We start from the raw sequence: 24463 nt of genomic DNA on the forward strand, positions 1-24463 counted from the left end.
GTTGGTTTAGAGTCAGCCGATGACGTCATTGCAGATCTTGAAAAAGGCTTGGCATCAATTTGATGCCAAGTTGTTAAAATCTAAGCAAATTCTATATATTTCAAATAATTAAAGTTAAATCTTAAAACTTTTCTATAATAATGATTAGTGTTGCGTAAATTCCATAAGTGGGATTTACCTTTGCTCGTATTTTAGAAAGGTGATTGTTTTGAGTGCTAATCCCGCCCTGGGACAAAAAGTAACAAACTCTAGCGATCAGAAGTTCCATGCTTATGTCTCTCAAGGCGTGCGTGAAGGTGCTCTGATTCTTACCGTTGCTTTATGTGCTTTCTTGTTAATGGCGCTAGGTTCTCATAGCGCAAACGATCCCGGTTGGACGAGCACCGGTACGCAATCGGTTCCACTCAATTACGGCGGCCGTGCAGGTGCATGGCTGTCAGATATCTTGCTGTATTTCTTCGGTTATGTAGCTTATTTATTCCCAGTTTTGATCGGCTTTAGAGCTTGCTTAATTTTTAAGTATCGCAAAGAGGTTCGCGAGACCCACTGGCCGTTAGTGAGTATTCGAGTCATTGGCTTTGTTGTGACTATGCTGGGAGCGACGGGCATATTGGCTATGTACAGTATCTCGGGGCTTGATGATCACGCTGGCGGAATTTTGGGATATGAGTTTGCGGCTCTGATGCTGCAAACGTTTAATCCTTTGGGCGGCACTTTATTGTTGGTATCAATGCTGCTGTTTGGTTTGACTGTATTTACGGGTATTTCTTGGTTGGGGCTAATGGACCGTACCGGAGCCTTTACGATTGCCTGTGGTCGAGTCATTGGAAGAGGCTTAAATCGAGTCTATAGCTTTATCAAAAATTATTTAGATGTTAGGCGTGATCTGCGTGCTCAGCGAAAGTTGGAGCAGGATATTATCCGCAGACAACAAGAGCGCGAAGCCAAACACGAGGCCTTGAAAGAACCGGTTAAGACATTGTCTGAGTCGAAGGCGAGCGTCGAGAAAGTGAAAGAGAAAAGTGCTCCTGCGCTTAAAAAGGTCTTAGGTTTAGCTAAGAAAGCACCGACAGAGACTGAAACTCAGGAAAAAGTCGAACCAAAAGTTTCGCCAAGCACTGATACCGTTGTGATTCAGCAAAAGAAAAAGTCTGCGGCTGAGGCAGAATCAGATGGTAAGTCTATTAAAATTTCTCCGTTTGTTAAGAAGAGCAAACAAGGCAAGCGCCTCGAAGAAGAGCAACAGGGTAGTTTGTTTATTGGACAAGAGTCTGCTTTACCCTCATTAACGCTTTTAGACCCTCCTGAGAAAAACAAAAAGGTAGGGTATTCGCCCGCAGACCTTGAAAGCATGTCGCGCTTGCTTGAAGTGAAACTAGCTGATTTTGGGGTGAGTGCAGAGGTTGTCGAAGTTAACCCCGGCCCTGTAATTACACGTTTTGAAATTCAACCCGCGCCTGGCGTGAAGGTGAGTAAGATTAGTAATCTTGCGAAAGACCTTGCGCGTTCATTGGCAGTAATGAGTGTTCGTGTTGTCGAGGTTATACCTGGGAAGTCAGTGATCGGGATTGAGATACCGAACGAGCATCGTGAGATCGTTCGATTTAGTGAAGTATTGAGTTCTAAAGATTACGATGATGCCGCGTCTCCGCTAAGTTTAGGGCTAGGCAACGATATTGCGGGTGACCCTGTTGTTGCAGACCTTGCTAAGATGCCACATTTACTTGTTGCAGGTACAACCGGTTCAGGTAAATCAGTTGGTGTAAACAGTATGATTTTGAGCATGCTATTTAAGTCTTCGCCTGATGAAGTGCGTTTCATTATGGTCGATCCAAAGATGTTGGAGCTTTCTGTCTACGATGGGATCCCGCATCTCTTAACGCCTGTTGTAACAGACATGAAAGAGGCGGCAAACGCCTTGCGTTGGTGTGTTGCTGAGATGGAGCGTCGTTATAAATTGATGGCATCTCTTGGTGTTCGAAATATCGCTGGCTATAACCGCAAGGTGAAAGCTGCAGCTGAGGCAGGTGAACCAATCCTCGACCCTCTATGGCAGACAGATGAACATCTACTAAATGAAGAGCAGCATCACCCAGAGTTAACAAACTTGCCCTTTATTGTTGTCGTGATTGACGAGTTTGCTGACATGATGATGATTGTCGGTAAAAAGGTTGAAGAACTCATTGCCCGTATCGCGCAAAAAGCGCGTGCAGCAGGGATACACTTGATTCTGGCGACGCAACGTCCATCGGTTGATGTGATCACAGGCTTAATTAAAGCCAACGTTCCGACTCGTATTTCTTTCCAAGTTTCGTCAAAAATAGATTCAAGAACGGTTCTCGATCAAGGTGGAGCAGAGCAGTTGCTGGGTCATGGTGACATGCTATATATGCCGCCGGGCACAAGTGTTCCAGTTCGGGTACACGGCGCATTCGTTGATGATCACGAGGTGCATAAGGTAGTTGATGATTGGAAACAGCGTGGCCAGCCTAATTATCTAGAGGAAGTCCTGTCTGGCGGAGAATCAAGTGACCCGATCGCTGCGGCCTTCGCTGAAGACTCTGGCGCAAGTGAACAAGATGCTTTGTTTGATGAGGCTGTTGCCTTTGTTACGACAACACGACGTGTGTCAATTTCATCAGTTCAGCGTAAGCTGAAAATTGGTTACAATCGTGCGGCAAACTTGGTCGAAGCGATGGAACAAGCCGGTGTCGTAAGTGAGGCGGGTCATAACGGCAGTCGTGAAGTTCTAGCTCCGCCACCACCTGAAGCATAAACTGTTTATTGGCTAACAAAGCCTTAATTTTTTCATTTCCTCCTGTGGTATGCTCTTTTCTTTTTTTTGGAGAGCATACCTTGCTGAAATCCCTCTCTTTACGGTTTTCTCTCGTAACGATTTTAATCATTGCCTCTTTTGATCTGTTTTCAAAAACACGCACAGACGCAGATGAATTGTCTGCATTGCTGTCTGCATCGGCGGATATTCAGGGGTCATTTATCCAATTTGTCGTTGATGGCAGAGGTACACGTGTTCAAGAAACACGGGGTGAATTTAAGGCTAAGAAGCCAGATTTGTTTTATTGGGAAACAAAAGCGCCATTAGCTCAGAAAATATACGTATATCAGGGTGAAGTAACTGTCTACGATCCCGATCTAGAACAGGCAAGTGTTCAGCTGCTTGGCGATGATCTCTCTGCCACGCCAGCTATGTTATTCAACGGTGATGCTGCATTAATCGCAAATAACTTCATTGTCGAGAAACGCGATGGTGAGGGTGACGAAGCACAGTTTCTTTTGTTTCCCTCTAGTGAAGGGAGTCTCTTTGAAGTGCTTCGTGTTCGTTTTAAAGGTACAACCCTTTCTGACTTAAGAATTACTGATTCATTGGGTCAAGATACGACCGTGAGCTTTATCTCTACATTCGTCAATTCAGGACTGACAGAGAAAGATTTTAAACCTGATCTTCCTGAAGGTACTGATGTGATTCGTCAGGGTGAGTAATACATGTCTGACTTATTCGAACAGACTAGTGCGTATAAACCTCTCGCTGAGCGTTTGCGGCCAAAGAATATCGATGAGTATTTAGGGCAGGAGCACTTACTCGGGCCCGGCGCTCCATTGCGTAAAGCAATTGATATGCATGTGTTGCATTCGATGATTTTATGGGGGCCGCCAGGGGTTGGTAAAACAAGTTTTGCACGGTTACTCGCAACACATTTCGATGTGAATTTTCTCGCGATATCTGCGGTCTTGGGTGGAGTGAAAGAAATTCGCGCGGCCGTTGATAACGCAAAAGCAGTGATGTCAGCGAACCAGCGGCCGACTTTGTTATTTGTTGATGAAGTTCACCGCTTCAACAAAGCGCAGCAAGATGCGTTTTTGCCTTACATTGAAGACGGAACGTTTATCTTTGTCGGCGCAACCACCGAGAACCCCTCTTTTGAATTAAATAATGCTTTGTTATCACGTGCCAGAGTCTATGTGTTAAATGCTTTAGATGAGTCTTCACTCAATATGCTTATTGATAAGGCTTTGACTCATCCAGAAGGATACGAAGGGCAGAATGTTGTATTTTCTGAAGATTTGCGACTGGCTCTCCTGAAGTCTGCACATGGGGATGCCAGAACATTACTGAATTTCCTAGAGCTTGCGATTGATCTTGCGGAGCATTCGGGCGACGCATTGGTTATCTCTGAAGATACGCTTGCTGCTGTGATGCAAACGAGCCTTAAGCGCTTTGATAAGGGCGGTGACGTTTTTTATGAGCAGATTTCTGCATTACATAAGTCTGTTAGAGGATCGGATCCAGACGCGTCTCTGTATTGGTTACAGTCGATGTTGCAAGGTGGCTGTGACCCATTTTATGTCGCTCGCCGAGTAGTTCGTATGGCTAGCGAAGATATCGGTAATGCGGATCCGAGAGCCTTAACGCTCGCACTGAATGCGTGGGAGGCGCTCGAACGATTGGGTCAGGCTGAAGGCGAACTCAGTTTGGCGCAGGCGGTCGTGTATCTTGCGGTCGCGCCGAAGAGTAACGCTGTTTATACGGCCTATAAGGCGAGTCGTTCCTTCGTGCAGAGTGATGTGTATCGTGATGTTCCAATGCATTTACGTAATGCACCAACTAAGTTGATGGCGGAACAGGGAATGGGGGAGGGATATCGCTATGCGCATGATGAACCTTTTGCCTTTGCTGCAGGGGAGTCTTATTTTCCGGAGGAGATTGATGGTACTTGTTTTTATGAACCGGTTGAGCGAGGTTTGGAAATTAAGATTTCGGAGCGTGTGAAAGCTCTGAGAGAAGCCAATAAGACATCAAATAACCAGCGATATTCCTCCGATTAAGGTGGTGCTGCGTCTGATGTATCGACACACGCACATTTTTCATTTCATTACTTCAGTATACTTTTTCCGTTTTTGTTCTAGGAGATTGGTCGCTTCATGAAGCGCTTAGTAGTTGTTTTTTTAGCATTTAGTTCCTTAGTCGTTTCCGATGTTCATGCAGCGCGCGGCGATTATCCTTATTACGGCGGTGTAGAGCTGTTTGCAACGAGCTCGGAGTTAGTGAGTGCAGATGATCTAGACAACACAGTTGCCTTTTTTGTCGAAGAAGAAGGTTTGGGTACTCTGGAGAATCAGCGCCGAATCACTTTTGAAGACGCGGGTCATGGTAAGCGCATATACATGGGTGTTTCACCTCATGTCGATTGGGACTGGGAGTGGGGTTATATCGACTTTGGTAAGACACACGGTGGCTATCAAGGTGATTCTTCATCAACGTCTTTAGATATGCGCATGGATGTAAAATCTGAGGGTTGGTTTTTACATGTTCAATATTCACCTCAAATTGCTGACAAGTGGGAAGCTAATATAAAGCTTGGCGTTTTACGCTGGGATGGTGAACGCTATAGCCGCCTCGTGACTGAAAATAATCTTCCTTTTGAAAAGTTCGAAACGGTCGCAGGTATCGATCAGTATTATGGCGTTGGCGTTATGTATGAGTTGAACGAACGCTGGAAACTGCGTGGCGATATTAACCGTTACACGTTTGGAGACGACCTAATAGACACCGTCGGCATCACTGCGCAATTTTGGTTTAGTGGTCGCCTAATCAATAACATCTTCGATTACTAATTCTAGTGATCGAACTCTCAAGCGCTAACTGATTGTTGGCGCTTGAAATTCAAAACCTTGCTTTTCTAACAACTTCGAGAAGTGAATTAACTGATTTTCGCTATGATGTGATGCTGCGATTGACACACCAATCGGCAGGCCGTATTTCTCGTCGATTCCTGATGGCAAACTCATCACTGGATTGCCCAACAAGTTATAAAACATCACAAAACCAAAGCAATAATCTGTGTAGTTATAACTCTGGCCATCGAATTCTATATTGTTGTGTTTGTGATTGTGCTCGAACGCTGGACCTATGCTGGTTGGCGATAAGATAAAGTCATAATCATTAAAGTAGCGAGAAAACTCAGCAATGCATTCTTTTTGCTCCAGCAAGGCTTTTGAATACTCTCGGAAGTTCATGCTTAGGCCTTTTTTAAGCTCTTGTTTGGCATCAAAGCTAGATTTCTTAAGATCTTTTCCGAATTTAAATTGAAGGATCTTTCTTACTGGCCATGCAAAGTCTTGGGAACAAACGAAACCAAATAACTTGACCCAAGTCTTCAGCGTTTTGTCGGCTAATTGCTCATCAATGCGAATTTTGCTTACTTGCGCGCCTTGATCTTCTAAGCATTTTACGACACGCTGAAGCCCTCGCTGAGTAGGGGCGGAGCATTGAACTCCAGCCAATTCATCGTAATAAGCGATTTTATAATTCGCGAGCTTGTTGTGAATCGGTGTGGATGTCTGAATGTCTAGGTATTGTTGGTATTCAGGTAAGGGTTGATAACAGACCTTATAAATTTGCTCAATGTCGCTAGCGCTTCGCGCCAGAGGGCCGGTGCTGTTTAGCGCTGTAAAACCGGTTCCTCTGTTTGGTAGAGGTGGAACATGGCCATCATGTATATGTCCATTGGTAGTCGGCTTTAAGCCAAACAATCCGCATAAGTTAGCTGGGTTTCGAATAGAACCGCCAATATCGCTGCCAATTTCTGCATAACTCAATTGGGCTGCAAGTGCAGCGGCACCACCTCCTGTGCTTCCACCGGGAGTTCTACGAAGATCGTAGGGATTGTTTGCAGTCGGGTAGAGCGGACCAAAGGTCTGACAATCTGATAGAAGCATTGGGACATTGGTTTTACCTAAGATGATCGCTCCAGCATTTTCTAATCGCTGAGCAAGTACTGAGTTGATGTCAGGCGCATAAGATTTCAGTGGCGGGAAGTTGATCGTACAGGGTGAATTTCGATATACGAACGATTCCTTAATCGTGACCGGTATGCCATACAAAGGTAGATTTGATGGGTCTTCATTCATTAATACCTTTGCTCTTGCAGACGCTTTCTCGCGAAAATCGTGAACGATCGCGTTTAACTTTGGGTTCAAAGCGTCTATGCGTGTATAGGCCCGATCTAGCGTCTCGATAATCTGTTCAGGCTTGGTTTTGTGCTCTGCACTTAGTTCATGGATTTTGTACATCATAAAGCTCGATGAAAGGTCATAGAGGCGTAATTACCAAGGAATGCGTTTTATTAGGATGTCTTTAAACATCACCCAATCGCCAATGAAGCTGTAAAGAGGGTATTTAAAGGTTGCAGGTTTGTTTTTCTCAAAGAAAAAGTGCCCAACCCAAGCAAAGCCATATCCGATAAGTGGGAGTAAAATTAACGCGCTCCAAGCACTATTTAAAATGATCCATGCCAAGGTAAGGATAACTAAGCTGCTTCCAACAAAATGCAGGCGCCGGCAGGTTTGGTTGGCATGTTCAGATAAATAGTAAGGGTAAAACTCTGAGAAGCTCGCAAATGATTCTGTTTTATTATCCATGAGGCTACCATTGTTGTTTTTTTAATTACGGGGTATACGCGTTTTATATTACTGCTAGATCTCAATGATCGCTAGCACTACAGGTTTATCGTTAAGAACTTAAACCTCAGATCTGCTTTTGATTCTCGCTTACTGATAGTGGTGATTAAGAGTTCAATCTTGGAGATTTATATCTGGAGGCGAGTGATGAACTTGGTATGATGTTTTCAATACAATATCAATAAGAAGACTTTCGATGGAACAGACTAGAAAAAGACCTTTGGAAGGCGTCCGAGTTGTCGAGATGGGACAATTGTTAGCGGGGCCATTTACCACGTCAATCTTAGGATATTTTGGGGCAGAAGTAATCAAGATCGAACCGCCCGAGAAAGGTGATCCGATTCGGGGATGGCGACTCACTGAATATGGCACATCTTATTGGTGGTACAGCATCGGCCGTAATAAGAAGTCTGTGACTTTAGATCTCAAGTCAGACAAGGGTCGGGAGATCGCGGGCAAGCTTATTGAAAAAGCAGATGTTTTGGTCGAAAACTTTAGACCGGGCACGATGGAAAAGTGGGGCTTAGGTCCAGAACTTCTTCGCGAGAAAAATCCTAGTTTAATCTATACACGAATATCGGGTTACGGTCAGGATGGACCGTATGCAAACAAGCCTGGTTTCGCTTCTGTTTGTGAAGGCTTTGGCGGGTTTCGCCATGTGAATGGTTTTGAGAACGAAGCTCCTGTCAGACCAAATCTAAGTATTGGTGATACTTTAGCTGCCATTCACGCGGCCCTCGGGATTGCAATGGCAATTATTGAACGACATAACAATACCGACGGTCTCGGGCAAATTGTTGATGTCGCACTTTATGAGGCGGTATTTAATTTGATGGAGGGTGTAGTGCCCGAATACTCAGGGTGTAGTGCGATTCGTGAACCCTCAGGAACAACCGTGACAGGTATTGTCCCTACGAATACTTATCGTTGCGCAGATAATAAATACGTGATTATTGGCGGCAACGGCGATTCTATCTACAAACGTTTAATGCATGCTGCAGACCGAGCAGATCTGGCGGAGCATGAGGAAATGCAAACCAATGCCGGTCGGGTTGTTCACCAAGACACCATTGATCAAGCGATAGGGCAGTGGTGTTTGGCGCACTCTTCAAGAGAGATTATTGATATTCTTGAGGCTGAACGCGTGCCCGTTGGGCCAATTTATAACGCCCAAGACATGTTTGAAGATCCACATTATCAAGCGCGTGGCTTGTTCGAGAAAGTTGAAATAAACGGGAGAGAGCTAGAGATTCCGGCCATTGTTCCAAAGCTTAAATCAACGCCAGGTAAAACCGATTGGCCTGGAGCAACGCTGGGCGAACACACAGAAAGCGTGTTGGCTGAGCTTTTAGACTTAGATCAAGCTGGGTTCGCTCAGTTAAAAGAGGAAGGCGTGATCTAATCTTTCCTCCCTCTATTTTCATTGAGCTTAACTTGCTTTGCTCGATAGTACATACATCTCGTCGGCCCAAACAATAGGCTCTTTATTACTGCACCAACCTTCATAATGAGTGCTGTAAGTTTGGTCGACGACATGACGTTTAAGCTTAAGTGTAGGTGTAAAGAAACCGCAGTCTTCAGCCCATGGCTCGGGAAACACGATCATATGAGATATTTTTTCATGGCCATCTAAGCTTGCGTTCACTTCTTTGAGTGTTTGCGCCAAGTTGCTTGTAATATCTTCTTCAGACACATCAGCAGCTGATTCACTTAGATTGATAAGCGCGATTGGTTGTGTCAGACCAAAACCCGTGACCATGACTTGACCGATATTCGTGTTTGCTCCCATTTTATGCTCGATGGGAACAGGCAGAACAAATTTACCTTTGGCCGTTTTAAATGTGTCTTTAACGCGACCCGTAATGATCAATCGTCCTTCATTATCTAAGCGTCCTGTATCGCCAGTTCGATACCAGCCTTCAGGTGATAAGACCTCCGCGGTTTTTTGAGGAGATTTATAGTATCCCTTCATCACCCATGGAGCTTTGATTAGGACTTCGTCGGTTTCTTCATCAATCAATATTTCAACACCATGAAGCGGTCTTCCGACAGAACCGGGGGTAATGTCATCTAAGGTGTTATAGGTGACACCGCCACATAGTTCTGTCGCGCCATAAACTTCTTGAATATTAATGTCGAGTTGTCCGTACCAACGCAGAAGTGCAGCAGATAAGGGCGCGGCGCCCGATACCGCTGACAGCACCGAGCTCAATCCCAAGCCCTTTTTGACTTTGTGCTTAATAAACCGTCCGACTAGCGGAATTTTAAGGAGTTTCTGTAGTTTCTGTTCAGGAAGCTTAGACAGAATACCTTGTTGAATTTTTACCCAAATACGCGGTACTGCAAAAAACTGTGTCGGTTGTACCGACTGTAAATTTGCTGCAAAGCGATCTAGAGACTCACTAAACGAGACTTCAGAACCTGCAACGATTGGACTGACCTCTGACACGACGCGTTCGGCGATATGGTTTAGTGGTAAATAGGATAAAACACGCTCGGAAACTCCTTGATACACACCATAAGCAGGTTTAGCACGTTCGTGTTTCATCACTTGATTCGCACAAGCGTAATCCAGCATCACACCTTTTGGGGTGCCTGTCGTACCGGACGTATATATGACGGTAAAGATTTCATCTGCAAGAGGCTGATGAGGGTCGGTACAGGGAGCGAAGTCTAATATGTCATCCCATTTATAGTTACAGCCATCTAAAGGACTATTACCTTCAAAGTGAGGGAAGGCAATTGTAGTAATGCTACTGTTAACGCCATGACGCTGCTCTTCCCAGTTTTCGAGTTTGCCGACAAACAATGCTTTTATATCGCTTAGCTGAACGACCTCGTCTAAATCCTTTGCTGACAAGGTCGGATAGAAGGGAACAGATACATATCCACCCATCATTATCGCGATGTCTGCGACAATCCATGCAAAGCAGTTTTTAGACAGCAAACCAATATGATCACCAGGCTGTAAACCCATGGACCGCAGAGCTGTCACGGTACGGGCTGCCATGCGATAGACTTCACCCCAACTGAATTCATGCCAGTGTTCGCCATAAGCTTGGCGTAGATACGTTTTTTGAGGATGCAGTTTGGCTCGTTCGTAGAAAATTTCTAAAAAGCTAGAAGCATTTCGAATGCGGTCATTTTCGATAACGGATACTTTGACTGGCGGAAGATTGCTCGTAGCGATGCTTTGATCGCCATGCACAGAAATATCAATACTAGGTGTCGGTGACATGATGCTTTCCTATGGCTTATTTGTGTTTATTGGCAGCCGATTAGAGACAACATCAAAATGTCTCATACAAGGCATCAGTTGTTTGATGCCTTGTTATTCTTTTAGAGTTTATTCGACAAAAAGGTCTTTCATCAAGGGCTTCGTGTTTTCGTCTGAATAACGGTATTGTTCGAAATCAGTGACACCGCTATTTCTAAGAACTGATTCATCGATTAACAACTCGCCTGTTATCGATAGGTTCTCCGAACGAACGACCTCGTATGCCGCATCAGCCATGATGGCTGGAATGCGACCTTTTTCGAGGATAGTTTTACCGCCCCCTTCGAATTCTACCGCAGCCGTTGCAATAACCGTTTGAGGCCACAATGAGTTTACAGCGATGCCATAACGACGATACTCCTGTGCCAAGCTAAGCGTCAGCATCGACATTCCATACTTTGTGATCGTATATGGTCCGTAATGTGCGAACCATTTTGGATCTAAATTCAATGGCGGAGACAAACTCAAGATATGCCCATGCTCTGATTTCTTCAGAAACGGAAGAGCTGCTTTGGACAATGACAAAACAGCACGCGTGTTAATGTGATGCATCAAATCAAAACGCTTCATAGGAAGGTTTTCGGAGTTTGTAAGTTTAATGGCGCCTGCATTGTTAATAACAACATCAATGCCACCGAAATGCGCGGCAGCGCTTTCGACCGCAGCCACCACAGCTTCATCGTCACGCACATCGACTTGTATTGGGAGTGCCTGTCCACCGGCCTGAATCACTTCCTCAGCAACCGTATGTATCGTGCCGGGGAGTTTCGGGTGGGGATCTGCAGACTTTGCCGCGATCACTATATTAGCGCCATCTTGGGCAAACCTAAGTGCCATTTCGCGCCCAATACCTCGGCTTGCGCCGCTTATAAATATAACTTTATCTTTTAATGTGCTCATTTTGTTTACTTATACTTCACTCGATTCAACTTCAACAAGTAATTGGCGCAGCTTGACCTGATCGCCTTCGGTGACAAGCACGGATTCAACCGTACCATCAACATCAGCTTTTAGCGGATGTTCCATCTTCATCGCTTCTAGGATAACAAGAGTGTCGCCTTTGCTGACGGCTTGACCAGCTTCGGCAAACACTTTGATGATTGCACCATCCATACTTGCTTGAATTTGGCCATTGCCTGCTGCGCCCGCGACATCTTTAGCGATGTGCGTTGTATCTTTAAACTGGAAGTCTTCACTGCCAATGCGCAAGAAAATGTCATCGCCACTCACGAGCTTCTGACACGTCTGTCGAATGCCATCTTGCTCGATGACAATCTTTTCTGAATCGCAGCTGATCAGTTTAATGCTGCTTGTCTCTTCATTCTCTGTTTGCTTGATCGTATACAGATTATCGTTCTCTTGAACTTGAAGCTTAAGCTCTTTGTCTTGGAACTGTAAGGTGTAAGGCCATTCGCTAGCTGCGCTATTGCTCCAGCCTAGTAGCATTGAAGAAACGGTATTTTTGGTTTGTTTGCTCTTATGGAGGCAAATACAGGCAAGTGCTGTTGCAAGTGGGTTGCTTGCTTGCTCTTCCATGCTTGGATCGGCATTGAAGTCTTGCTCAATGAAAGCTGTTGTTGCTTCACCATCAATAAAGCACGAATGCTTCAATACTTCTGATAAGAAATGCGTATTGACGTTCACGCCAAACAGTACGGTTTCTTTGAGTAACTTGATTAAGCGGCGACGCGCTTCCTCACGATTGCTGCCGTAAGCAATCAGTTTGGCTAGCATTGGGTCATAGAAAGGAGACACTTCTTGGCCTTCAAGAATCCCTGCATCTGTTCTAGTTCCCATCGCATTGCTGACGCTCCAACGTTGGATTTTTCCTGTCTGAGGCAGAAACTGATTGCGCGGGTCTTCTGCATATAAACGCACTTCAATCGCGTGGCCGGTCAACGTGATCTCGTCTTGCGTTAACGGAAGCTCAGCGCCTGCAGCGACGTTAATTTGCCATTCAACTAAATCTGTTCCCGTGATTAATTCAGTAACAGGGTGCTCAACTTGCAAGCGCGTATTCATTTCAAGGAAGTAGAAGTTTTTCTCTGCGTCGACCAGGAACTCAACTGTACCAGCACCCACATAGTTACACGCTTTGGCAGCTTGCACAGCGGCTTCACCCATACGCTTACGAAGCTCTGGATCGACGAACGGAGAGGGGGCTTCCTCCACGACTTTTTGGTGGCGGCGTTGAATCGAACAATCACGTTCACCCAAGTACACGGCATTGCCATGTTGATCGGCAAACACTTGGATCTCGATATGGCGTGGGCTAATGACCGCGCGTTCAAGAATAAGTTCGCCACTGCCGAACGCATTTTCTGCTTCTGATTTGGCGGTGTTGATTTGTGATTCGAGCTCGCTCTCTTCATGAACCAGGCGCATCCCGCGGCCGCCACCACCTGCTGAGGCTTTGACCATTAACGGAAAACCAATACGCTTGGCTTCGCTTAGAAGAGTGTCTAGGTTTTGATCGCTACCTTCATACCCAGGAATACACGGAACGCCTGCTTCAATCATTGCGATTTTAGAAAGACGTTTGCTGCCCATCAATTCGATGGCAGGAGCTGGTGGTCCAATAAATACGATGCCTGCATCAGCACAAGCTTGAGAAAAGTCACAGTTCTCAGACAAGAAACCATAACCGGGATGAACAGCTCCTGCGCCTGTGCGTTTCGCCGCATCCACGATTTTGTTAGCGACTAAATAAGATTCTCCAACAGACGCTGGACCAATACATACCGCCTCATCAGCAGCGAGGACGTGTGGTGCGCCACTATCGGCCTCACTGTATACCGCTACAGTTTCAAACCCTAAATCTTTTGCAGTGCGTATGACCCTTACTGCGATTTCGCCACGATTAGCGATCAGTATTTTGTTAAACATTTTTCTTATCTTCTCCAATACGCTTGTCGTTATTCTGCCCAACTGGCTTTTCGTTTCTGGATGAACGCCATGGTTCCTTCTTGTCCTTCGGCGCCTTTCACGGCTGACGCAAAACTTTTCGCTGCGCCATCAAGTAAGGATTCAAGTGGTTGGTGTCCGACGCTTAAGATCAGTTCTTTAGTTGTTCGATTCGCTTGTGGCGCACAATTTTTAACTTGAGAAAGAGCAGTCTCAAGCGCCGTTTCTATGGCTTCGTTTGAATCTAAACATTCATGAACAATGCCTAATTCTTTTGCTTCAGTGCCTTTAAAACGCGCACCAAATAATGATAAGCGTCTTGCTTGTGTTAAGCCTACGCGTGTCACAACAAAAGGTGCTATTTGCGCTGGTGGTATACCCAAACTTGTCTCTGGCAAGCCAAACTGTGTGCTATCAAGGCACAACGCAAGGTCAGAGATGCATACTAAGCCAAAGCCTCCGCCTAGTACTGCGCCTTCAGCCACAACAATCAAGACTTGTGGGATTTGGTTGGCAAAGGTAATCATGCGCCCAAATTCTCTATTTAATGCGTAGAAAGGGTCTTCATCACCTTCAGCTTTTTGCCCTAGCGCTGCACGTGCATTTGCCATGTCTTTGATGTCGCCGCCAGCGCAGAAATGACCCTCTGCGCCGCGCATGACGACAACGCGAATATTTTGTTCATGCTCAATAGCTTTGAATACCGACATCAATTCTTGAACCATCTGAAGGCTCATCGCGTTGCGTGCCTTGGGTCGGTTCAGCGTGATCTGCAAAACATGGTCTTGCAGATCAATTAGTAAGGTTTCGCATTGCGGAAGCGTTGTCATTCAGTCGCTCCTTACTTCTTTTTCTTCGGTAGGGTGCCCATCAGCTTACAAATAATGCCGAGCATAATTTCGTCAGCACCACCGCCGATAGATACCAAGCGAATGTCGCGCATCGCACGCGAAACCGGGTTTTCCCACATGTAGCCCATACCACCCCAATACTGCAAGCAGCTGTCCGCAACTTCACGGCCGAGACGGCCGGCTTTAAGTTTCGCCATAGAGGCTAGCATCGTGACGTCTTTTTTGTTGATGTATCCTTCAACACCTTGATAAACCATGCAGCGCAGTGCTTCGATTTCTGTTTGAAGTTCGGCTAAACGGAAATGAATCACCTGATTATCTAGCAGAGGCTGTCCAAAGGTTTGGCGCTCACGACAATAATCAATGGTTTGGTCAACGCATTGTTCGAGCCCTTTCAAAATGTTTGCAGCACCAAATAAACGCTCCTCTTGGAATTGAAGCATCTGCATCATAAAGCCTGAACCTTCTGCGCCAATTCTGTAACGCTGCGGAATACGAACGTTATCAAAGAACACTTGTGCGGTTTCAGAACTGCGCATACCAAGTTTGTTTAGGCGTGGCGCTACTTCGATACCAGGCGTATTCATTGGAACAACGATTAAGGACTTATTCAGATGTACTTTGTCGTCAGAGGTGTTGGCCAATAGGCAGATATAGTCTGCTTTCGGGGAGTTTGTAATCCACATTTTTGTGCCGTTGATGACATAGTCATCACCGTCTTTTTTTGCAGTAGTTTTGATCGCGGCGACGTCTGAACCAGCGCTTGGTTCTGATACACCAATACAACCAATCATGTCGCCACTGATAGATGGCGCTAAGAACTCTTCGCGCAACTCGTTTGAGCCAAAGCGCGCGAGGGCAGGGGTACACATATCAGTTTGAACACCGATCGCAAGTGGCACGCCGCCACAATGTGCCGCGCCAAATTCTTCGGCCGCTACGATGTTGTAGCTGTAATCAAGGCCCATGCCGCCGTACTCAGTAGGCTTACTGATCCCAAGAAGCCCTAAATCGCCAAGCTTCTTGAACATTTCTTTCATTGGGAACTCGCCCGCTTTTTCCCACTCATCACAATATGGGTTAATTTCGTTATCTACGAAGTTCTTAACGGTGCGTCGTATCTCGTTGTGCTCTTGTGTAAAAATCATGTGAATTGCCTCTTACAAAACTGTTTTTATTCTGTCGGTTACCAAGCTTAAAGTCGTGCCACGCCAAAGGTATTCGGGCGTAGAGTTCGACGTTTTTCTTCGTCACAAATATCTAACAAAAATGCTAATACTTTTCGGGTGTCACGTGGGTCGATAAGTCCATCATCCCAAAGCCTTGCCGTGCCATATAGTGAGGTTGAACCTTTATCCAATTTGTCGGCAGTAGCTTTTTCTAAAACGTCTAACATTGCGGGATCTGCTTCTTTACCCATTTTGGCGTGCTTGTCTTCGGTAACAATACGCAAGACCTTGCCAGCTTGCGCTCCACCCATTACGGCCGTTCTACTGTTTGGCCAAGCGAAGATAAAACGAGGGTCTAATCCGCGCCCACACATTGCATAGTTACCTGCGCCGTAAGAGCCGCCAACCACGATGGTAAGTTTCGGTACGCTTGCGTTAGCCACGGCTTGCAGCATCTTAGAGCCGTGTTTGATAACGCCATTTTGTTCTGCATCGGTACCAACCATAAATCCGGTTGTATTATGGAAGAACAATAGGCTTGTGCCGGACTGCTCGCATAGTTGGATAAACTGCGCAGCTTTTGCCGCACCTTTTGGTGTGATTGGCCCATTGTTACCAATCAGCCCGCATGCATGGCCTTCAATTTTTAAGAAGCCACAAACGGTTTGATTATCGAACTCGGGTTTGAAATCGACGAAGTCAGATGAATCCGCAATACGCGCAACGATCTCACGCACGTCATAAGGTCGTTTGCTATCACTTGGAACAACGCCGATAAGCTCGTCAGGACTATATTTTGGTTCTTCCCATTGTCGTTCTGCTTTAGGGCTGAGTTGCTCGTTCCATGGTACTTGTTTGACCATGTCGCGCATCATACGAATGCCGTCGGAATCATCTTCAGCGAGAAACTCTGCGGTACCTGCGGTTTGTGCGTGCATCTCCGCACCACCTAGCTCTTCATCGGTAGCAATTTCACCGGTTGCTGCTTTAAGTAGAGGAGGTCCTGCTAAGAACATTTTGGCCTGTTCTTTTACCACAATAGAGTAATCGGAAAGACCTGGTTGGTAAGCTCCACCTGCCGTCGCATTACCATGTACAATCGTGAACTGCGGGATACCTGCTGCGGACAAACGAGCTTGATTCGCAAAACCGCGCGCACCATGCACAAAGACATCGGTTGCATAGTTTAAGTTGGCGCCGCCACTTTCAGCCATCGTGACAATCGGCAATTTATTCTCTTTTGCGATCTCTTGAAGACGCAATGTTTTCTCGAGCCCCGTAGGTGAGATGGTGCCACCCTTGATCGCGCTATTGCTTGCTACGACCAAACAGCGGATGCCGCAAACGTACCCGATGCCAGCGATGACGCCACCGCCAGCCATAGAGCCGTCTTTATCATCATGCATTTTATAACCAGCTAAGGAGCTGATTTCTAAAAATGGTGTATTGCGGTCTAGCAAGAGATTGATGCGTTCACGAGGTAAAAGTTTTCCACGTTTCTGAAATTTCTCTTTTGCCTGCAGTTCTTTATCGAGAACCTTCTGTTCGATTTCACGGAAGCTATCGATATGGGCCTGCATGGCATCTTTGTTTGCCTGAAACTGCTCTGAGTGAGCATCAATCATTGATTCCAAAATACTCATTAGTGTTTGGCCTTTTTATTAGTCTTTGAATATGTCGGGCGTTTCGGAACGGTGGAAACCGTCGTAGGATTCTGAGTTTTTCGCATTCGGTAATGGGAATACGCGACCACCTTGAGAGGCGCCACCATCAATGCGTAGACAATCACCGCTAATAAAATTAGCGCCGTCGCTTAGTAAGAAGCAGATCGCAGCACTCACCTCTGCTTCGGTTCCCATGCGTTTGACAGGAACGGCGTCTTTTAGACTGCGAATCCATGGTTTCAATGCCGGAGGGTAGCTATCCATACCACTCGACATGATCCACCCAGGCGCAACGGCATTCACGCGAACACCTGAGTTGCCCCATTCCACAGCTGCGGTTTGAGTGAAATTAACCATGCCCGCGCGTGCGGCACCGGAGTGTCCCATATTTGGCATGCCACCCCACATGTCTGCGACGATATTTACAATCGAGCCGCCATGTTTTTGCATGCTGGCTAAGTACACTTCTTTAGCCATCAAAAAGCCGCCTGTCAGATTTGTACGCACGACTGTTTCCCAACCTTTTTGGTTAATACCCGTAAGAGGGGATGGGAACTGGCCGCCAGCGTTATTCACTAGGCCGTGGATGATTTCGTTATTTGCTTTGATGGCTTTGATACACACTTTCACGGCATCTTCGTCGCGAATATCGCAGGCATGTGCTTCAGCGCTGCCGCCGTCTTCAAGGATTTCTGCTTTTACGCTTTCGAGCTTTTCAATTTTCCGCCCAATGAGCACAACGTGAGCTCCAAGCTGCGCAAGTTCGTGGGCTGTGCAACGTCCGATGCCGCTACCGCCGCCGGTCACGATCATGGTTTTGCCTTCAAACAGGCCTTCTTTTAATACTGATTGATATCCTGACATCGATTTACTTCTCTAAACTTGCGTATATTTCTTGGGAAACCGGAATTGGGAACTCTAATAACTGTTGGCCGTAGGCTTTACCTTGTGGGTCGATGCGCAGACTTGCGACACCGCCTCCGCCAAGACTGTTTTCGAGTAGGAAATTCATTGCGCTGAATCCGGGCATATTCCAACGCGTTACCTTACCGGTTTTAGGATCTAAGGTATGTCGCATAAAGTTCGCGACAGCGTCACTGCTTAGTGCTGCTTTAATAAATGGCATATAATCTGGCTCTCTTGCGATCACGCCAATATTGGCATGATTGCCTTTGTCACCACTGCGAGCATAAGCAAGCTTGATTAACGGAACGGTGTGAGGTGTTGCTGTTTCGAGTGCGTCACCTACATAGTTTTCGCTCGGGCAAAGTGCTTCAAAGTCTTCATGAGGCAGGTTGACTGCGAGTGTTTGCTCATCCAACTTCACTGCAAGATCGACAGTCGACTTGGGAATCAAACATGAATAGAGGCGTATCTTCGGCCAAACAGTAGGGCGACCTCCGACAATGCCTGTAATACCCGGAGCCATGCCAGTTGCGGCTTGAGCAATTTCTTTTGAAAACAATACAAGCGACTTTTTGTCTGGGCTAGCGACAGAAATCTTCACAACAATCTCTCGACACATCTCAGCCTTGGCATGCTCGCCGTATGTGGCTTCAGAACCGAGTAGTTCGATACTGGTTTCCGAATAAGGTCTTAAGCCTTTTGCTTCGATCATACGTGAGGTTTTAGACAAAATGGCTTCGGCCACGGCTTGTGCTTTTGCTTTTGCATTGATGCCAGCAAGTAAAAATGTCACGGTACATTTAAAACCGTCGGGGTAGGTGGCCGATACTTTGTATTGATCAGTTGGTGCTTTACCTAGGGAGCCAGATACCCGAACGAGATTGTCTGCGGCTTGTTCTAGCTTCACTTGTGTAAAGTCACACACAACATCAGGAAGGATATAGTTTTCTGGGTCGCCGATTTCGTAAACGATTTGCTCTGCAACCGTTGCTGTTGTGACTAAACCGCCCGTTTTTTCAGGCTTTGTGATAACAAATTCTGCGTCTTGATCTATTTCTACAATAGGGAAGCCCATGTCATCAAACCCATCTTTGACCAGTTCCCAGTCAGTGAAATTACCACCAGTACAGTGCGCTCCACATTCGATAATGTGTCCAGCTAGAGAGCCTTGAGCGAGTTTGTCGTAATCGCTCCATGACCAATCAAATTCATGCATCATGGCGCCGAGAACGACTGCACTGTCGACTACGCGACCGGTAATGACAATATCAGCATCTTCAGCAAGAGCAGCCGCAATGGCTGGAGCACCCAAGTATGCATTCATACTTACGAACATAGGAGGCATAGGTGTGCCAGAGAACATTTCAACGACGCCTTGATCAGCGAGCTTTTTCTTTAATGGAAGGACGTTGTCTCCATCGACCATAGCGATCTTTAATTCGATACCCGCTTTTTCTGCTATCGCTTTTAATGCTTCTACGCACGCTGCTGGATTTACGCCGCCGGCATTACTGATCACTTTAATGCCTTGGGTTTTGATTTTCTCAAGAAGAGGTGCCATGACCGTCTTCACGAAGTCTGGTGCAAAGCCAGCGCTCGGATCTTTCATTTTCTGACCAGCCATAATCGACATGGTGATTTCTGCGAGATAGTCAAAAACCAAGTAATCGATGTTGCCTTTATCGACGAGTTGCTGTGCTGCGGTTTCGGTGTCACCCCAAAACGCTGATGCGCAACCAATTCTTATTTTTTTCGCTTCTGCCATTGTGCGTTTTTTCCTGTCTAAGACGGCGCTACTCGCGACGTGAAACTGAGTTAAAAAAGCAGATGAGATGGGTTACTCATTTTTGGTGTCAGCACCTTACCAAGCAAGTGCTTGGTTTGTAAATAGTTCGCAAGCTCGTTATTATCAGTTTTTTGTAAATACTTATTTCTAGGGAGTGGCTGGTGGCCGTTATTGTTGAACAAGAAAAACTTGATTTAGTCGATGATCTTGTCGAGCAAGGTGAGGTGACAGACCCTAGAACGCCTAAAGGACGATTGCTTGCAAAAGCGGCGAAGCTATTTCGTGTCAAGGGATACGAGCGTACGACGGTAAGAGACTTAGCAGCGGCTGTCGGCATTCAATCTGGCAGCATTTTTCATCACTACAAATCGAAAGAAGAGATTCTGTTAGCGATGATGAAAGAGGTTGTTATCTACAACACGCATTTAATGCGTCGCCGTATAGAAGAAGCAGACAGCATTGAGAGCAAACTACTCGCGCTCATCAAGTGTGAGATAGATGCGATCAACGGCGTAACTGGCGATGCAATGTCTGTTCTCGTCTATGAATGGCGAAGTCTTTCAGAAGAGAAGCAAGACTACATTCTTGGCTTACGCAGTGAATATGAAGGCATTTGGATGCAGACGCTTGAGGCTGCCAAATCAGATGGCAAAGTGCAGGGTGATACATTTGTCTTAAGACGCCTATTAACCGGGGCTATTAGTTGGACGACGACATGGTATGATCCAAAAGGGTCGATGGATTTAGATGCCTTGTCGGTAGAGGCACTCCATTTGGTGATTAAGCAGTAGCTTGTCGCTTATTGTTGATAATCGATAGGTGCTAAATATGTCTAAGCAAAAAGAGATATCGAGTGACCCAGATGCCAAAGGGAATGAGATGACCCTGTGGCAGACGACGCAAAGTGTTTTGTATGCAATGCTTGGTGTTCAAAAGTCGAAAAATGCCAAACGCGATTTCAGCAAGGGAAAAGCGAGTCATTTCATCATTATTGGTATTTTGTTTGGCGTATCGTTTGTGATTGCACTCGCGTTACTTGTGCGCTTTATTTTGAACCAAGTTGTTGTTTCGTAATCTGCAGCAGATCAGCCCCGCAAGTCCAAGAAGAAATAATCCAAATGAAGACGATTCATCGACCTTTGCGATAGGTTTTTGCACCGGGTTCTTTATTCCTTCGAGTTGAATATTGTCGAGATAGACCGTCTCGGTTTGGCTATTTACGTCAAGCGCAAAGCGGATAGATGTAATGGCAGCATCTGATAATAAAATGCTGGCGTTATAACTTCCTGCAGTTTCGAGGGTCGTTTCAAAGATAATGCTTTTCGCGGCCGTATTCATAAGTTCTACTAGCAATGTGTCGCTCTTTTCAGTGCTGCTTAGCACTTGCCAATCAAAGCTTAATTCAAGGCTTGCGTACTTATGCGTGTCGATGTCGATTTGAGCGAATGTGAATCCGGCACTAGGTATGTCTCGTAAACGAAGTCGTTCAAGATAGATTGCAACATCGTTGTCTTGCGCTTCGTTAGTAAGCCATGCAGGCCCAACATCGTCGCTATTGATGCGTGAAAAATCATCTTGAAAGATGATTGCGCTATGCGCGTTGGCAGAAATTAAGAATATGAACGTGCACAGAACTGCACGAAATGTGTTTTTCGTTGTCATATTTCATCCTTGAAATAGTGTTATGGTCGGCTTTCCCTTGCCTCAATGCATAGTAGCAATGGTGTTCAAGGGATCTCAAGACTGTAGTTGACGAAAATTTACTTAATTGAGCGATATTTATGATGTTTTGGCGATGCTCCGCAGAGATATTTTACTTGCTACTGCTAGACTCAAAATATAATGAGCAGCATGTATGTTGTTTCAATCGTCTTTTGAGTAGAACTAGATTGTGATTTTGAAGGATTGGTCTTTACAGGGTCGTATCGGTGAGTGGTGCATAGTGCTCGCTACTATGCTTCTGACTGCTTGTGGTGGCGGTAGCTCTGAGGCTGACGGCTCGCAAGGTATCAACGGCGGTTTAGTGGCAGGAGGTCCTTCTCAAGCGCGAACGATTTCAGGCACCCTTCGACTCACATCATCTATGGCGCAAGATTCTGACACGCAGGTCGCGGGCTCTTTCGCTATCAATCTCAATAACAATTCCTTTTCCCAAGCGCAGAGACTAAACAACCCTAGCTCTGTTGGTGGCTATGTCAGTGCAGCTAATGGCGCATACAGCAACGGGCTTTCTTTCGCTCGTGATGATAGCGATTTCTATTCCTTGCCATTATTGAATGGACAAACACTCTCGCTTGAGGCTTATCCGGCTGACACAGGTACAAACCAGTCTATTTACTTAAGATTCCAAGTCTTCAAATCGAGCAATCAAAGCGCGCCAGTTTTTAGTGAAGATATACGTTGGGCCAGACAAGTTGAATTTGTTGCAGATGAAGACGCCGAATACTATGTATCTTTACGCTCTATTGCCCAGTCTCCTGTTAATTATCACCTTCGCTCTTCACGATCGTTAGCTGCTGGTGAGAGTTTATCGCGAGCTGGTTATGCCAAGCTCGCATCAGCTAGGGTCAATATAGTTAATGCATTTGGCGAGGTGTCGCAGCTTGATGATGGAATTCATAGTGATTTAGCTAAGCTTAAAGCGCTGCGTCTAGCCTCTCAGTTGCAGGGGATGCGCGGTGTTGCTAATGCGGAACCGGATTATTTAGTGACTGCCTCAGGCTTATCAGTGAATGATAGTTTGCGTTCGTTTCAGTGGAATTTAGATCAGTTATCTTTTCCTGAAGCATGGCAGTTTGCGTCGGGGCAGGGTGTTCGAGTAGCTGTGATTGATACGGGTGTCGCACCTAGTCATGAAGATGTTCAATCCAATATCTTGTTCAGCGACGGGTATGACTTTGTATCGGACGTACTGAATGGTGATGGTGATGGTCGTGACGCGGATGCCACAGAAGTCGCTTTTGGAACCTTTCATGGCGCGGAAGTCGCTGGTGTGATTGCAGCAGACACTAACAATGCTAAAGGTATTGCCGGTGCCGCCTTTAATGCGAAAATCATTCCTATTCGAGTGCTAGGCAGTTCGGGAGAAGGATCTGCGTTTGATATTGCTGATGGTATTCGATACGCAGCGGGTTTGCGCACAACAGATGGTCGTCAGCTTGATGATCCTGCTGACATCATCAATTTATCGCTTGGTCTTAACATCAATAGTTTTGTCATTGAGGATGCGATACGTGATGCGGCAGCGACAGGTGTGATTATTGTTGCAGCCGCAGGCAATGAACAATCTGATCTCCCTTTTTACCCAGCTTACTACCCGGAGGTTTTTGGTGTTGGTTCCGTCAATCACACGGGATTTAGATCATTATTTTCTAACTTCGGTGACAACGTTGATGTCATGGCTCCCGGTGGTACAGACATTAATTCGATTTACTTTGATGGGGTGGATGATGACGTCATCACGCCAAGTAGATTAGATCGGTATGAGTTGTCGATCGGCACATCTTTCGCGGCGCCGCATGTTGCTGCGATTGCGGCGTTAATGAAGGAACTGGATCCATCTTTAGATAACGCTTCGTTTTTGCGTGCACTTGAACGTGGTGAATTGACTGAGCAAGGGGTACCTGAGCAATTTTATGGTGCTGGTTTGATTAATGCTCAGAAGGCGGTTTATGCGGCAGGCGCTGATCCTTTGAATGAGCTAGAGGTGTTTCCGTCTAATTTGAGCTTTGGTAACTATGCGAGCTCTGCAAGTTTGTTTTTAGGAAATGCAGGGTCGGATGATCTTACTATCGAGTCGATTTCGGCAAATGTTCCTTGGCTAGACATTTCCTTAGATAGTGTCGATGCGCAGGGCTTTAGTCGTTACGTGATTACTGTTGATCCCGACCAAGTCAGTGATCAAGCTCAGCAAGCAATGATACAAGTTGAGTATCGTTTGGATGGCGGGGTTTTGTTGAATGAAACGGTTCCTGTTTTCAAAGCAGCCGCTGATGTTGCTGGGCAATTGTCTCGGGTCTATGTGTATTTGTTGCGCAAACAAGAAGTGAATGCGGCTGCGGGCTCATATGACATATACAGGGCGCAGCGTTTTGATGATGTGAATGCGACGGCGAATTTTCAGTTCTTTGATGTTCCTGAAGGTGAGTACTACTTAGAGGCGAGTACGGATAGTGATGGTGATGCGCGTCTCTTCGACAAGGGAGAGGCGGTGGGTGCGTATCGCTTATCAAATAATGCTTCATCACTCGTTGTCGATCGCGACAGAATCGGCCTGTCTTTCGAGATTTCATATCAGAACGTTGCTGAACAATCTGGCTTCGCTAACACAATTGATCCGCAATTAGATCGAAACCTACGTTCTTCGCAATAGGCTTTGTTTCTTAAACATCCCCCATCTTAGTCCTTAGCTATTGGCGCAAGCGCCT

The 24463-nt window shown here is 46.0% G+C and carries 19 protein-coding genes; 8 read left to right on the forward strand and 11 right to left on the reverse strand.

What is annotated here, in order from left to right:
- Nucleotides 1–208 precede the first annotated feature (208 nt).
- From A3738_RS18440 to A3738_RS18455, 4 genes are all read left to right on the forward strand, one after another.
- Entirely contained in the window at nucleotides 209–2776 is a 2568-nt protein-coding gene (locus A3738_RS18440) for a DNA translocase FtsK (RefSeq protein WP_197472297.1), read from the forward strand.
- A gap of 80 nt (nucleotides 2777–2856) precedes the next feature.
- Nucleotides 2857–3501: an outer membrane lipoprotein chaperone LolA gene (gene lolA, locus A3738_RS18445; protein ID WP_068481284.1), complete on the forward strand. Its 645-nt coding sequence runs from the start codon at nucleotides 2857–2859 to the stop codon at nucleotides 3499–3501.
- Between the two features lie 3 nt (nucleotides 3502–3504).
- Nucleotides 3505–4845 (forward strand): replication-associated recombination protein A, encoded by a 1341-nt coding sequence (locus tag A3738_RS18450; RefSeq protein WP_068481169.1) that lies wholly within the window; start codon nucleotides 3505–3507, stop codon nucleotides 4843–4845.
- Nucleotides 4846–4941: 96 nt separating this feature from the next.
- Nucleotides 4942–5634, forward strand: coding sequence for a hypothetical protein (locus A3738_RS18455; RefSeq protein WP_068481173.1), 693 nt, complete (start codon nucleotides 4942–4944; stop codon nucleotides 5632–5634).
- A 24-nt stretch (nucleotides 5635–5658) separates the two neighbouring features.
- Here the strand turns inward: A3738_RS18455 and A3738_RS18460 are convergent, their stop codons facing one another.
- Nucleotides 5659–7095 carry an amidase gene (locus A3738_RS18460; RefSeq protein WP_068501589.1) on the reverse strand — a complete coding sequence of 479 codons (1437 nt, stop codon included), beginning with the start codon at nucleotides 7093–7095 and terminating at the stop codon, nucleotides 5659–5661.
- Between the two features lie 30 nt (nucleotides 7096–7125).
- The gene (locus A3738_RS18465) at nucleotides 7126–7440 is read right to left on the reverse strand and encodes a DUF962 domain-containing protein (RefSeq protein WP_068475883.1); all 315 of its coding nucleotides are present in this window, start codon (nucleotides 7438–7440) and stop codon (nucleotides 7126–7128) included.
- Between the two features lie 235 nt (nucleotides 7441–7675).
- Here A3738_RS18465 and A3738_RS18470 point away from each other — a divergent pair, with 235 nt between their 5' ends.
- The gene (locus A3738_RS18470) at nucleotides 7676–8881 is read left to right on the forward strand and encodes a CaiB/BaiF CoA-transferase family protein (protein ID WP_068481180.1); all 1206 of its coding nucleotides are present in this window, start codon (nucleotides 7676–7678) and stop codon (nucleotides 8879–8881) included.
- 27 nt (nucleotides 8882–8908) lie between these two features.
- Here A3738_RS18470 and A3738_RS18475 read toward each other — a convergent pair whose 3' ends face one another.
- From A3738_RS18475 to A3738_RS18510, 8 genes are all read right to left on the reverse strand, one after another.
- The gene (locus tag A3738_RS18475) at nucleotides 8909–10717 is read right to left on the reverse strand and encodes an AMP-binding protein (protein ID WP_082878390.1); all 1809 of its coding nucleotides are present in this window, start codon (nucleotides 10715–10717) and stop codon (nucleotides 8909–8911) included.
- A 108-nt stretch (nucleotides 10718–10825) separates the two neighbouring features.
- Complete coding sequence (locus A3738_RS18480) at nucleotides 10826–11656, reverse strand: NAD(P)-dependent oxidoreductase (protein WP_068473480.1); 831 nt, start codon at nucleotides 11654–11656, stop codon at nucleotides 10826–10828.
- 9 nt (nucleotides 11657–11665) lie between these two features.
- Nucleotides 11666–13642: an acetyl/propionyl/methylcrotonyl-CoA carboxylase subunit alpha gene (locus A3738_RS18485; protein ID WP_068481183.1), complete on the reverse strand. Its 1977-nt coding sequence runs from the start codon at nucleotides 13640–13642 to the stop codon at nucleotides 11666–11668.
- A 29-nt stretch (nucleotides 13643–13671) separates the two neighbouring features.
- Nucleotides 13672–14490 carry an enoyl-CoA hydratase/isomerase family protein gene (locus A3738_RS18490; protein WP_068481186.1) on the reverse strand — a complete coding sequence of 273 codons (819 nt, stop codon included), beginning with the start codon at nucleotides 14488–14490 and terminating at the stop codon, nucleotides 13672–13674.
- An 11-nt stretch (nucleotides 14491–14501) separates the two neighbouring features.
- On the reverse strand, nucleotides 14502–15659 hold the full coding sequence (locus tag A3738_RS18495) for an acyl-CoA dehydrogenase family protein (protein ID WP_068481189.1): 1158 nt from the start codon (nucleotides 15657–15659) through the stop codon (nucleotides 14502–14504).
- A gap of 47 nt (nucleotides 15660–15706) precedes the next feature.
- Nucleotides 15707–17323, reverse strand: a complete 1617-nt coding sequence (locus tag A3738_RS18500; RefSeq protein WP_068481192.1) for an acyl-CoA carboxylase subunit beta — start codon at nucleotides 17321–17323, stop codon at nucleotides 15707–15709.
- An 18-nt stretch (nucleotides 17324–17341) separates the two neighbouring features.
- Nucleotides 17342–18208: an SDR family oxidoreductase gene (locus tag A3738_RS18505; RefSeq protein ID WP_068481196.1), complete on the reverse strand. Its 867-nt coding sequence runs from the start codon at nucleotides 18206–18208 to the stop codon at nucleotides 17342–17344.
- A 4-nt stretch (nucleotides 18209–18212) separates the two neighbouring features.
- The gene (locus A3738_RS18510; protein WP_068481199.1) at nucleotides 18213–20015 is read right to left on the reverse strand and encodes an acyclic terpene utilization AtuA family protein; all 1803 of its coding nucleotides are present in this window, start codon (nucleotides 20013–20015) and stop codon (nucleotides 18213–18215) included.
- Between the two features lie 182 nt (nucleotides 20016–20197).
- On the opposite strand from A3738_RS18510, the gene A3738_RS18515 reads away from it, so the two are divergent.
- Nucleotides 20198–20827 (forward strand): TetR/AcrR family transcriptional regulator, encoded by a 630-nt coding sequence (locus A3738_RS18515; protein WP_304439281.1) that lies wholly within the window; start codon nucleotides 20198–20200, stop codon nucleotides 20825–20827.
- Nucleotides 20828–20864: 37 nt separating this feature from the next.
- Nucleotides 20865–21110: a DUF2970 domain-containing protein gene (locus A3738_RS18520; RefSeq protein ID WP_068481202.1), complete on the forward strand. Its 246-nt coding sequence runs from the start codon at nucleotides 20865–20867 to the stop codon at nucleotides 21108–21110.
- On the opposite strand, the gene A3738_RS18525 is transcribed toward A3738_RS18520, so the two are convergent.
- Nucleotides 21069–21698, reverse strand: coding sequence for a hypothetical protein (locus A3738_RS18525; protein ID WP_068481205.1), 630 nt, complete (start codon nucleotides 21696–21698; stop codon nucleotides 21069–21071). The two genes, A3738_RS18520 and A3738_RS18525, sit on opposite strands and share 42 nt — an antisense overlap.
- Before the next feature lie 229 nt (nucleotides 21699–21927).
- Between A3738_RS18525 and A3738_RS18530 the strand changes: the two genes are divergently transcribed.
- On the forward strand, nucleotides 21928–24408 hold the full coding sequence (locus A3738_RS18530; RefSeq protein WP_068481208.1) for a S8 family serine peptidase: 2481 nt from the start codon (nucleotides 21928–21930) through the stop codon (nucleotides 24406–24408).
- The last annotated feature ends 55 nt before the right edge of the window (nucleotides 24409–24463 follow it).

Source organism: Oleiphilus sp. HI0066 (assembly GCF_001635725.1).